The sequence below is a fragment of the Paraburkholderia sp. WS6 genome (assembly GCF_030464835.1).
GTDB lineage: Bacteria > Pseudomonadota > Gammaproteobacteria > Burkholderiales > Burkholderiaceae > Paraburkholderia > Paraburkholderia madseniana.
In genome coordinates this window covers 61,680-74,026 of record NZ_JALQCK010000004.1, presented here as the reverse complement: position 1 = coordinate 74,026, position 12,347 = coordinate 61,680, and the positions used below count along the sequence as shown (strand labels likewise).

Annotated in this window: 9 protein-coding genes and 1 pseudogene; 8 read left to right on the top strand and 2 right to left on the bottom strand. The window is 57.1% G+C overall.

The window, feature by feature from the left end:
- The first annotated feature begins 33 nt into the window (after positions 1–33).
- The 5 genes from M0D64_RS06550 (at position 34) to M0D64_RS06530 (ending at position 8,485) form a co-directional block, all read left to right on the top strand.
- Positions 34–1,056, top strand: coding sequence for a helix-turn-helix domain-containing protein (locus M0D64_RS06550; protein WP_266257054.1), 1,023 nt, complete (start codon positions 34–36; stop codon positions 1,054–1,056).
- Between the two features lie 368 nt (positions 1,057–1,424).
- Positions 1,425–2,600, top strand: a complete 1,176-nt coding sequence (locus M0D64_RS06545; RefSeq protein WP_266257053.1) for an efflux RND transporter periplasmic adaptor subunit — start codon at positions 1,425–1,427, stop codon at positions 2,598–2,600.
- A 46-nt stretch (positions 2,601–2,646) separates the two neighbouring features.
- The gene (locus M0D64_RS06540; RefSeq protein WP_266257052.1) at positions 2,647–5,841 is read left to right on the top strand and encodes an efflux RND transporter permease subunit; all 3,195 of its coding nucleotides are present in this window, start codon (positions 2,647–2,649) and stop codon (positions 5,839–5,841) included.
- A gap of 7 nt (positions 5,842–5,848) precedes the next feature.
- Complete coding sequence (locus tag M0D64_RS06535; protein ID WP_301717275.1) at positions 5,849–7,363, top strand: efflux transporter outer membrane subunit; 1,515 nt, start codon at positions 5,849–5,851, stop codon at positions 7,361–7,363.
- A gap of 150 nt (positions 7,364–7,513) precedes the next feature.
- A complete protein-coding gene (locus tag M0D64_RS06530; protein ID WP_266257051.1) occupies positions 7,514–8,485 on the top strand; it encodes an SIR2 family protein in 972 nt (323 codons plus the stop codon).
- Positions 8,486–8,675: 190 nt separating this feature from the next.
- Here the strand turns inward: M0D64_RS06530 and M0D64_RS06525 are convergent.
- A pseudogene (locus M0D64_RS06525) lies at positions 8,676–8,856 on the bottom strand (IS3 family transposase); the annotation flags it as partial.
- An 83-nt stretch (positions 8,857–8,939) separates the two neighbouring features.
- Complete coding sequence (locus M0D64_RS06520; protein WP_266257050.1) at positions 8,940–9,260, bottom strand: SDR family NAD(P)-dependent oxidoreductase; 321 nt, start codon at positions 9,258–9,260, stop codon at positions 8,940–8,942.
- Positions 9,261–9,508: 248 nt separating this feature from the next.
- Between M0D64_RS06520 and M0D64_RS06515 the strand changes: the two genes are divergently transcribed.
- From M0D64_RS06515 to M0D64_RS06505, 3 genes are all read left to right on the top strand, one after another.
- Complete coding sequence (locus M0D64_RS06515) at positions 9,509–10,036, top strand: TetR/AcrR family transcriptional regulator (protein ID WP_266240122.1); 528 nt, start codon at positions 9,509–9,511, stop codon at positions 10,034–10,036.
- 165 nt (positions 10,037–10,201) lie between these two features.
- Positions 10,202–11,113 carry an AraC family transcriptional regulator gene (locus M0D64_RS06510; RefSeq protein WP_266257049.1) on the top strand — a complete coding sequence of 304 codons (912 nt, stop codon included), beginning with the start codon at positions 10,202–10,204 and terminating at the stop codon, positions 11,111–11,113.
- A 342-nt stretch (positions 11,114–11,455) separates the two neighbouring features.
- Positions 11,456–12,091: a response regulator transcription factor gene (locus M0D64_RS06505; protein ID WP_266240120.1), complete on the top strand. Its 636-nt coding sequence runs from the start codon at positions 11,456–11,458 to the stop codon at positions 12,089–12,091.
- Positions 12,092–12,347: the final 256 nt, after the last annotated feature.

Genomic DNA, 12,347 nt, shown 5'->3' with positions numbered 1-12,347 from the left:
GGGCGGAGGGAGCTCGGAACGTATGGAGAGGCCATGAACGACATCCAGAATGTTATCTCGACCCGGAGTATTTCGCCGAGCGCCCGACTGAGTTTTTGGCAGCGTCAGGTCGGAAGCTTGTTGACCCAGCTGGAATGCACCAGCGCTTCCGGGGACAACTTTTTTGGTTCTATAAAGCTCCACTCGTCGGCGCCGACGACTCTGCTCGAGATCGAAGCGGCTTCGCACACTATCGTGCGAGCGATGCCGAGGGTCGCCCAGGTGGGCGAGGAGAAGATCTTCGTATGCATCCAGATCGACGGAACGGCGATCGTCGAGCAAGATGGCAGACAGGGTGTACTTCGAGCGGGCGATATGACGTTGCTCGATACCTCGAGGTCATTCCGTGCTGATTTTCCGTGCGAGATGGGGCAGCTCGTTCTTCAGGTACCTAGATCGTTGTTCCGCAAACAGGTTGGCGCGGTGGAACGTTTGACGGCGATGGTAGTGCCGGTCGAAAATCCGCTCGGCAAGATAACAGGTGAGTTTGTCCAATCATTGGCCCGCGATTTCGAGCGATTCAGTCCTGCGGTCGTTCAGCGATTGAACGAACAGGCCCTCGACATGGTTGTAATGGCGTTCATGTCATCGGTCGAAAGTGGACAATCCATCAAACCTTCCGTAACCCGGTCTACGCTCGCCTATCGCGGACGCGCATTCATTGAGGCAAACCTCCGAAACGCCTGGCTCTCACCTGCGGCCGTCGCGGAGCATCTTGGAATCTCCAAGCGTTATCTCAGCATTATTTTTGCCGCCGATGGACTTTCAGTCGAACGCTTCATCCGCGCACGCCGGCTCCAGAAATGTGCTCGGGATCTAAAGGATGCCGGACAGGCAATTCGGCCTGTCGGCGACATTGCGTTCGCATGGGGCTTCAACAACCTGACCCACTTTAGCCAGTCCTTCAAGGCTACTTTTGGAAAGCCGCCTCGGGAGTACAGACAACAGGCGCTGTCCGAGCTTCCGCAAGCGCGTGAGCCCGCACCATTGAGGACGAGTGCCGGCGGACCTGAATGACACCGACCGATCTGGAGCAGAGTGTTCCCTCACGGAATTCATATTGTTCCCTGAGACGACAATCTCTTCGTCCGGATGTGGGACTATTTCAACGCGGCTGCGAATCCGGATCCGTCCGGCACTTCGCACGCCCCAGATATCGGATGGATGCAGTGCGAGGCACTGGGTCGAACTCCGGTGCGCGTTTCACCGCGCGGCAACAGCGGACCAGTACAGAGAGCAGGGCAGTTCAAACAGGCGATCGCAATTCCGGACGCGGAGCTGGAAGGCTGCGAACAGGTGATTTGGTTATTGGCCTTCTTCATGAGGAGGTTTGGGTCTAATTCAAAGCGTTTCTGATTCAAGTCACCGATAATCTGGAGTTCGAAATGCCCTCCAAGCGCAAGCTGGTTGCCGCCAGCGCGATTTCCCTGGCAATCGTGGCCGGCGTTGCTGCGATATATCAGACGTTCGGCGGTGAGTCCGTCACCTCGTCTGTCGCCGCCGCAGCACCGCCGGCCGCGGAGGTTGACGTTGCGGCCGTGATCTCGCAGTCCATCACCGACTATCAGACGTACTCAGGACGGATCGAGGCCATTAACTATGTGCAGATTCGGCCACTCGTTTCCGGAACGATCGTCGCCGTTCATTTCCGGGACGGAGCAACGGTCAACAAGGGAGACCTGCTTTTCACTATCGATCCACGGCCGTATCAGGCGGAGGTGGACAGAGCAGCGGCACAACTTGCTTCAGCGGAAGCCCGCAACGGATATGCCTCAACTGACTGGGCGCGTGCGCAAAGGCTGCTCACCGACAACGCGATCGCAAAACGTGACTACGATGAGGCGCAGAATGCAGATCGCGAGGCTTTGTCCGCGGTGAAGGCGGCGAGGGCGGCACTCGAAACGGCCAGGATCAATCTGGGATATACCTCTGTCACCGCACCCGTATCCGGGCGAGTCTCCCGTGCGGAACTGACAGTCGGCAATGTGGTTTCCATTGGGGCAAACGCGCCCGTCATGACGACTCTGGTCTCGATGTCGCCCATTTACGCGTCGTTTGACGTCGATGAGCAGACGTACCTGCGCTTTCTCAGCCACGACACAAAAACGACGGTGCCGGTCCGCATTGGTCTGGCGAACGAAACCGGCTTTTCCCGTCAAGGTGTAATCGATTCTGTGGACAATCGGCTTGACACCAGCTCCGGGACGATTCGCGTAAGGGCGCGTTTTGACAATGCGGATGGCGTGCTCGTACCGGGACTCTACGCCCGGGTTCGTGTCGGCGGAGGCGCTCCGCATCAAGCGGTGCTGGTTAGCGATGCCGCGATCCAGACCGACCAGGAGAAGAAGTTCGTGCTTCTGGTGGACAAGGAAAACAAGGTCCAGTACCGCGAAGTGAAGCTAGGCGAGCAACATGAGGGTTTACGGGCCATCTCGGACGGGCTGCAACCGGGCGACCGCATTGTCGTGAACGGCATGCAGCGCGTCCGCCCGAACGACGCTGTCAAGCCAAACCTCGTGCAGATGTCGGGAGACGCTGCCACCACGAAGGGAAGTTCGTGAGCGCAAACGTGCCAATCCGCTCCTTCATGCGCAACCGGGGTCTGTCATGAATCTCTCGAAATTCTTCATCGAGCGCCCGATATTTGCAGCCGTACTGTCTGCGGCAATTTTGCTGGCGGGTCTGATCGCTATGGTCAATCTGCCCATATCGGAATATCCGGACGTCGTACCTCCGTCCGTTGTGGTGACGGCGGAATATCCCGGCGCAAACCCGAAAGTTATCGCTGATACGGTCGCTTCGCCGCTCGAGGAACAGATAAATGGCGTGGAGAACATGTTGTACATGCAGTCGCAGGCCAATAGCGATGGTACGCTTACGTTGACAATTACGTTCAAGCTCGGCACTAATCCTGACCTTGCACAGCAACTGGTACAAAACCGGGTGAACCAGGCGCTGCCACGGTTGCCAGAAGACGTGCAGCGCTTGGGCGTCACGACAATCAAGTCGTCCCCGACGCTCACGATGGTCGTTCACCTTGTTTCGCCAAACGAGAAATACAACAGCACCTATCTCCGGAACTACGCGCTCATCAACGTTCGTGACCGTCTGGAGCGTATTCCTGGTGTCGGTCAGGTCACCCTATGGGGCTCCGGCGACTACTCGATGCGCGTTTGGCTTGATCCGCTGAAAGTCGCCGAGCACAACCTGACTGCAAACGATGTGGTGACGGCTATCCGTCAACAGAACATTCAGGTGGCGGCTGGCCAGATTGGTGCGGACCCGTCCACTGCGGATGCTCCGTTGCAACTCAACGTCAATGCGCAGGGTCGTCTTCAAACGGAGGATCAATTCCGCGACATCGTTTTGAAGACATCGCCCGACGGTGCCGTGACTCGACTTAGGGACGTGGCGCGCGTCGAAATGGGCGCGTCTGAATACGTGCGCCGTTCGCTGTTGAACAACCAGTCCGCGGTCGCAATGGCGATATTTGAGCTGCCAGGCGCCAACTCTCTGAATATTTCGGACCACGTTCGCGAGGCGATGAAGGAGCTCCAAGCCGATATGCCGGCAGGAGTGAAGTATGAGATCGTCTATGATCCGACACAGTTCGTTCGAGCAAGTATCCATGCGGTCATTCACACGTTGTTGGAAGCTATCGCGCTGGTCGTATTGGTCGTCATTCTATTCCTGCAAACGTGGCGAGCATCTGTCATTCCGCTACTCGCTGTGCCTGTTTCGATCGTGGGGACGTTTGGGCTGCTGCTTGCGTTTGGCTTCTCCGTGAATGCTCTGTCGCTCTTTGGCATGGTGCTGGCCATTGGTATCGTGGTCGACGACGCGATTGTGGTGGTCGAAAACGTCGAGCGCAATATCGCCACGGGCCTGTCTCCAAGGGAAGCGACCCATCAGGCGATGCAGGAGGTCAGCGGGCCGATTATCGCAATCGCATTGACGCTGATTGCCGTGTTTGTGCCTCTGGCATTCATGAGTGGTCTTACGGGGCAGTTCTACAAGCAGTTTGCGATGACCATCGCGATTTCGACGGTAATCTCAGCGTTCAATTCTCTTACGCTCTCTCCGGCGCTGTCTGCTCTTTTGCTCAAGGGGCATCACGAACCAAAGGACTGGCTCTCTCGAGCCATGGATAAAGTGCTTTCGCCGTTCTTCAATGCCTTCAACACGGTTTTCCACCGTGGGGCGGAGTCGTACAGCCGTGGCGTGGCCAGAATTGTCAACCGCAAGGTCATCATCCTCGCCGTCTACGCTGTTTTGCTTGGGATGACGATCCTCATGAGCAAGGTTGTGCCAGGCGGTTTTGTGCCTGGGCAGGACAAGCTATACCTCGTCGCGATTATCCAGTTGCCCAACGGGGCGTCTCTCGATCGCACCGAAAAAGTGGTGCGACAGGCTGGGGAAATTGCTCTGAATACGCCTGGCATCGTATCCGCAGTGCAGTTCCCGGGCTTGTCGATCAATGGTTTCACTAACTCGTCCAGCGCGGCAGTGATCTTTTTCGGCGAAACCCCATTTGACGAACGCAAGGACAAGTCGATGACTGGCCTGAGCATTGCGGCGGAACTGAACAAGCGGTTCTCCGTCATCAAGGAGGCGTTCGTCGCAGTATTTCCGCCGCCGCCGGTCCTTGGTCTCGGTACGCTCGGCGGGTTCAAACTTCAGATTGAGGACCGGCAGGCAGCCGGTTATACGGCGCTCGACAATGCTACCCAGGCTTTCGTAAAGGAGGCCGCAAAGGCACGCGAACTCGGCCCGTCATTTTCCACTTATCAAATCAACGTTCCGCAGGTGAACGTCGATATCGATCGTGTGAGAGCCATGCAACTGGGGGTGTCTGTGACTGACATCTTTAACGCGATGCAGGTCTACCTCGGCTCGTTCTACGTTAACGATTTTAACCGTTTCGGCCGGGTCTATCAGGTGCGGGTGCAGGCTGATGCGCCGTTCCGCGCGCACATGTCGGATATTGGGTTGCTGAAAGCGCGTAACGACAAGGGGGAGATGGTACCGCTATCGACCCTGGTGAAAGTCACGCCGACCTACGGTCCTGACTCAGTCGTCCGTTACAACGGTTACACGGCTGCTGACATCAACGGTGGTCCCGCGCCGGGATACTCGTCCGATCAGGCGCAAGCGGCCATTGAGCGGATTGCCGCAAAGGCCTTGCCGCGCGGAATGAAATTCGAATGGACCGATCTTACGTATCAACAGATTCTGGCCGGTAACTCCGCGCTCTGGGTTTTTCCGATCAGCGTTCTGCTTGTTTACATGGTGCTGGCAGCGCTCTATGAAAGTCTGACATTGCCTTTGGCCATTCTGATGATTGTTCCGATGAGTGTGCTTTCGGCGCTACTCGGGGTGTGGTTGACCCGTGGGGACAACAACATATTCACGCAGATCGGGCTCATGGTGCTTGTCGGCTTGTCCGCAAAGAATGCGATATTGATCGTCGAGTTTGCCCGGGAACTAGAGATGGAAGGGCGCTCAATTACGCAGGCTGCCATCGAGGCGAGTCGGCTGCGACTTCGACCCATCCTGATGACGTCTATTGCGTTCATTATGGGCGTGGTGCCGTTGGTGATCTCAAGTGGCGCTGGCTCCGAAATGCGACGGGCCATGGGTATTGCCGTGTTCTTCGGAATGCTGGGGGTGACCTTGTTCGGGTTGCTGCTCACACCCGTTTTCTACGTTATTCTGCGCAAACTTGCCAGGACCGAGCACATCGTGGACAAGCACGGACATCATCCGCACGTACGAAGGGTCGATGCGTCGGTCGATGCGTGAGGCCATCATGTCGATTGATACGATGAAGTGCGTTTTCCTGGGCTCGCTGACACTCCTGAGCGTGGCACTTTCGACTACTGGCTGCTCGCTCGCCCCTGAATATAGGGTTCCTGACGCGGCTAACCCTGCTGCGTTCAAGGAGGCAACTGTCACCAATGACTCCGCCGCAACCACAGGCACCACGGGTAGCTGGAAAATCGCGCAGCCGTCTGACCAGATCCCTCGAGGCGATTGGTGGGTGACTTTTGACGACTCTGCTCTTAACGATCTAGAAGAACAGGCGCTCTCCGCAAACCAGAATCTGGCTGCAGCAACTGCGCGGGTCAAGGAGGCGCGTGCCGTCTTGCAGGCCTCCCGAGCCGACTTTTTCCCGACTATCGGCACGGGCTTTGGTCCAACCCGGGAGAAGGTTTCTCCAACCTCACTCTTCGAGCCCGATGGAACAGACGTCCCCGCACAGACTGTCTGGCGCGCACAGGCGACGGCGAGCTATGAGGTGAACCTCTTCGGACGGGTGTCCGACGCAGTCGCGGCGAGTCGTGCGGAGAGCGAAGAGTCGGAGGCGCTACTGCGGTCGGTGCAACTCTCGCTGCAAGCTGACGTCGCCACGAACTATTTCAAGGTCCGCGAACTGGATGCGCAACTGCAGTTGCTTGCGCAGAACGTTTCGCTTCGCGAGCAATCGCTGAAACTCGTGCAGTCGAAATTCGGTGCGGGTGACATTGCCGAACTCGATGTGGCGCGGGCAAAAGCTGAACTGGCGACCGCACGTTCCGACACAATGACGACGCAGAGACTTAGGGCCACTGCCGAGCATGGTCTCGCAGTTCTTCTTGGCAAGGCGCCGGTGGAATTTTCGATGCCGACGAGTCCCTTGAAGCCAGTGCAGATCCGCATTCCCCCGGGACTGCCTTCTGCGCTCCTCGAACGACGGCCGGACATTGCAGCAGCCGAACGGGCAATGGCCGCCGCAAACGCGCGAGTCGGCGTTGCAAAAGCAGCGTATTTCCCGTCTCTGTCGATAACGGGATCTGCAGGATTCGAGGCCGCAACGCTGGCAGACCTTTTCAGATGGTCCAGCCGTGCTTTCGTTCTCGGTCCTCTGGTCGGCACCGCTCTGACAGTACCCATCTTCGATGGCGGTCGGCGCGCAGGAAACCTCGCGAACGCTAGAGCCGTGTTCGACGAGGACGCTGCACAATATCGCCAGCAGGTGCTGCAGGCGTTCCAGGAAGTCGAAGACAACCTGTCGGATCTGAGGATTCTCGAGCAGCAAACCCAAACGGAGGACGAGGCAGTGCAGGCGTCGACGCGCGCCGCAACCATTTCTCGTACCCAGTACAAGGAAGGCGCGATCAATTATCTGGACGTTATCGACGCCGACCGCACTGTACTTCAGTCGCAAACGACGGCTGTGCAGCTGTCCGGACTTCAGGCGGCCGCCACCGTAAATCTTATCCGCGCACTCGGCGGCGGATGGGGTGACGCCGTCACCGTTGGAGCGGCCGATACTCAGCGTTAGCCTCATTAGGCCTCGTTTTGAGTGCGCGCGGCATATCCTTTGATCCGCTGCCGCGGACGTTGGTGGTAGAAAGAAGTCTGTTTTGTCAGGAAAGTTGGCGAACTCGTGAAGTGCGGCAAGAACGGAGTTCTTTTTTCTTTCGGAGGGGATATGGCTTGCTCGATATTGCTGGGAGCAGGTTTCAGCCGTAATTGGGGTGGTTGGCTCGGGGCCGAGGCGTTCGAATATCTGCTTGGATGTCCCGAAGTCAAGTCCTCTCCGACGATCAAAGAATTGCTTTGGGGCTTCAGCGAAGTCGGTGGCTTCGAATGTGCTCTGGCCGAGTTGCACAGCAGGGCGAGGCTAGACCACGGAAGGTATAACGCCGATTTGCAGAGCCTCGAGGGAGCCGTTCAAAACATGTTCAAAGCGATGAACCATTGCATGTCCCGCCTGACAAATTTCGACCTCGGTCTAGGCAACGGTTCGGTGCGCAAGTTTTTGGGCCGGTTCGATGCGATCTTTACCCTCAACCAGGATCTCCTTCTGGAGTATCAGTATCTCCAGCGCTGGGACGGCGTCGAGTTGCCTGGGATGCGACTGTCTTCGAGCGCTGGCCCTCATCCATGTGGAACCCCATGGACGGAGCAGTGGATTCCGGCGAAGGAAAGCGAGTTTCGCGTTACTGTGCATCGTCAGCCGTGTTTCAAATTGCACGGTTCGTCGAACTGGGTTGAGGGCGTCGGTGGTTCGCTGCTCATTGCCGGTGGTGAGAACGCGCGGAAGCTCGGTCTTCCTCCCGTGCTCGACTGGTATCACCGGCAATTCGCGCACTATGTCTCTCGGGCAAATCACAGTCTCATGATTATTGGCTATGGTTTCCGCGACATCTATATCAACGAGGTGATCGCGCAAGCGGTGGCGGAGAACGGATTGCGGCTCTTCGTCATTTCACCCGAGGGATCGAGTGCGGCCTCGAGAGCGTCACTGTCAGCCGGCCTTGGGCAGGAAGGGGGATCCGCCATCGACGAGGCATTCCGACGGGGACTCGTAGGGGCGTCGCGACGGCGGCTGAACGAAATCTTTACGGAACGAGAACCGATGGAACTAAAAAAGGTCTTGCGATTCCTAGAGGCTGACTAGAAGCCAGCTAATTTGCAAGAAGTGGGCTGGCATGTTCTCTGGTGGAGACCGTTCGTGCTTTGATGAGCGAGGGCAGGGAAGACCCAGAGTGAAATGGCTGAACTGACCGCAATCGTGGGGGTTATTTGTGAGCTATCTCAACGGTTTACGGTGGGGGCCGTTTGTCGGCCGATATAGACAGTCCGTCTCGGCGACGGACCCATACGCGTTTCCGCGGACGCCCGCGAGGCGCCTGCAGCCCCGCAAGAGGCCAAAGCCGCTATATCCGGCCTGCGCTCAGCGGCTGGCCTTGCCGCTCCTGAAAGACCTGGTTGCCGGTAGCCATAGCGCGGATACTGCGCCGACAAAAAGCACATCGCCACCAGCACTGGCACGCCTCGCCGTCCTTTCGGAATGGTCCGAGGCCGAGTATATGATCGATCTTTAGTGTTTTCACACACTATCGCTGTCAGCCTTACATCCAGGACAGAAGCTGACCACCATCGACTGGAATCACGGCACCGGTGATATATCTACCAGCGTCAGATGCAAGAAGCAAAGTTGCACCGTCAAGATCACGCGGTTGACCAAACCTGCGCTGTGGAATGCGCTGGCGGATGTGCTCCGCCAATCCAGCACTTTCGAAATGCTCGTGCATGTCAGTTTCTATGTTCCCTGGCGCAAGTGCATTTACCCGAATCTGTTTAGGTGCCAGTTCCAGCGCCATGATTGAGGTCAGGTGGAGCAGGCCTGCCTTCGCTGCCCCGTAACTCGACAGCCATCGCCCCGCCGGCACCCGGGATTAATGATTGCGCCGTATTCAAAGCCGAGGAGGAAGAGCGAAACTCGGTATTGACTGCGATCGGAAGCCTTGAGCTGCCAAGCCACAGTCTTCAAAAGGTAGTAAAATCAGACGAGTGTCGGGGCGGCTTCACTCCTCAATTGGAGCCGGTCCGCGCGATCGGCCCAACCCCCACAAGACAATCAGTTGCAAGGATCCACTTGGCTCGCCCTAACTCTCGAAATGCCGTTCTCGAAGCCGGCATGAAACTGTTCACCGAACGCGGATTCAACGGCTGCAGCGTTCAGGACATCACTGAGGCGGCGGTGGTCCCCAAGGGTTCCTTTTACAATCATTTCAAGAGCAAGGAGGCTCTGGCAGCAGAGATCGTCACAGAATACGGGAAGGGCAGCACTGATCGAAGCATCCTCAATAATCCTGAGGTTCCCGCACTTACCCGCCTCAAGAGGCACTTCGCGGCGCTCAACGAGTATTTCTCTCGGTGCAATGATGGCTGCCTGGTCGGGAAATTCATGGCCGAGGTGTCGGACGAGACACCGCTGATTCGCGAGATGCTCCTAAGTGTGCTGAACGTCTGGGGCGAACAAATTTCGGCAGCCATAGCGGAGGGACAGGAGCAGGGTACCATCCGCACGGACCTGAAGGCCGACGATTTGGCTGCGTTCCTGATCGACTCTTACGAGGGGGCGATCTTGCGGACGCGTGTCGAGAAGAGCCCGAAGGCATTGAAGTATTTCGTCAAGGTTGTGTTTTCGAGCATCATTGTCTGAGCCTAACCTAGGACGGCACGCTGGCGGATGTGCCGCTGTAGGGTTCCCAACGTTTGCATCGTAACTTCCTCAGCACGGAAGGCTCCCGATTTTACTTGAATAAATGAGACGACCGGTCGTATCATTGATTGGAGTGGCAAACGTTCGAGAACGGGTACCTCTGTCATGGCTTCTTTATCTTTCGAAAGCGCCTTGGTCCGGCGATTCCATCTGGTCAAAGCGCCGACGCTCGAAGCGAGATTGCCGGGCACCAGCCCCATTGTGTTTTCCAGAATGCGCAGTGAGCGCGCTCAGCGCGGGCGCTCCATCAGTCCGCTACCGGAAGAAGCATTCACCTTTCAGGTACCGTTGATCTCGGCTGCGTTCTCGGATTTTCGTTACGCCAATAAGGTGATCGCGTTGCCGGAGAGGCAGGAGCCGGGTCGGGCATTCCTGTTCGATTTAAGTGCCAGGCCGACCGTGGGTCTTGAAACCGAATTCGACAATGTGCGCTGTTACATTTCCCAGAAAACCATCGATGACCTAGCATACGACCGCGGCTTGCGGCGTGTCGGTGGCCTGCGACAGCGGATGTTTGGCCAGCAAGATCGCATCATGTTTCACCTGGCTCAGATGCTCGTGCCAGCTTTGGACAATCCCGATAAGGTCAGTGCGGCCTTCATCGACTACATCGCACTCGCGTTTCACGAACACGTGATCAGCGTTTATGGCGGCGTCCCTGCAAGCCGTAGTCGGTACACTGCCCCCCTGTCACCCAGACAGATCCGTGACGTTATCGATTACATCGAGACGAACCTGACGAACAATCCGTCGATCGGCGATCTGGCCCGCGAATGCAACCTGTCCTCGAGCTATTTCACGAAGGCGTTTCGCCAGACCATGCATATGGCGCCCCATCAGTGGCTTCTCCGCCGAAGGATAGAAAACGCCAAAGCAATGCTGCGGGATACAGACATCGCTATTGTGGAGGTCGCAATCTTGTGCGGATTCTGCGACCAGAGCCACCTATCCCGTGTTTTTACTCGCATCCAGGGTTGCAGTCCTCGCGAATGGCGCCGCCTGCAAAGGTGCCGATAGGACCTGGCTCTTTCATATCGCTCAGGACGTTTGTCCAAAAGACAATTGAATCGTCCACGACCAAGGGCATTTGATCTCCTAGCATTAGGTCAATTTCGGCGAAGAACGACGGCGTGCCGTCTCAGATGCCGGCGGTGATTGAAGCACTAGAGAGAAGCCGGGAATGGGAGGGAACTCGGTGTAAGCGAACAAGGTGATCGTACTGAAGGTGGGCAAGACTCTCCTCGATAAGCATGACTGCGCCGCCGTCGCGGAGTATTGGTCTCAGGCGCGGTGATGCTAGGGAGGCGAACTGCGCGCTCCTGCTAGATCAGGTACTGGCTCGTTCCAGGATGAACGGATATGAACGAACACCGTCAATCGAGAATCCGCGTAGCCTGTGCTCTCGAAACTCCGCTGATGCGGCAAGGCATCGCTTTTTTTATCGGTACTTTGCAGGATATGGAGTGGGCCGACGATGTCGGCGACGCCTTGCAAATTGCCGAATACTGCCGACGTCAGGCTCCTGACGTCGTGTTGGTCGACCTTCAATTGCGGACCCTAAGCGGACTCACCCTGATCCGTGAGATTCGGCAGGAGATGCCTGTCATTGAGGTCGTTGCACTCACGACCTACAACAGCGAGGCGCAAGCCCGTGCTGCCATCAGGGCAGGCGCGAAGGGATTTCTGACGAAGGACGCGATGCCAGAGGAGCTTGCGGACACCATACGGATCGTGCATGCAGGCCAAATACGGCTTCCGCGCGCCATTGTGCAGCTGCTGGGACGCACACTCGCCAAGTATGAACTCTCTGACCGCGAGATCGAGGTGCTGAGGCTTGTAGCTGAGTTCAGCGCGACCAAGACCGTCGCAGCTCAAATGAATATTTCCGAAGAAACTGTGAAGGTTCATATAAAGCATATCCTCGAAAAGATGGGTGCGCGAGACAGAACCCATGCGGTAGTGATGGCGATCAAGCAGGGGCTCATTCCGGTCTGAGCCATCCGTGACAGAGCGGGCCTTGCTTCCAGAAGGAACTCCGGCACGCCATATTTCGACGCAAGGTGCGTCAGCCCATCTATTAATTCGTCACGTAGTTCGGCGACGAGTTACTGTGGCAGACGTGGAGGGGCAGCCTGCGGCGCTTGCTTTCGCGAATCGCTTCGATACCCGAAGGGCCGTAGGAGCTTCTAACAACATTTCGATATGGTCGGCTATCCTGGCGTTGGATAGGCTATCCATCGAGACTACGGAT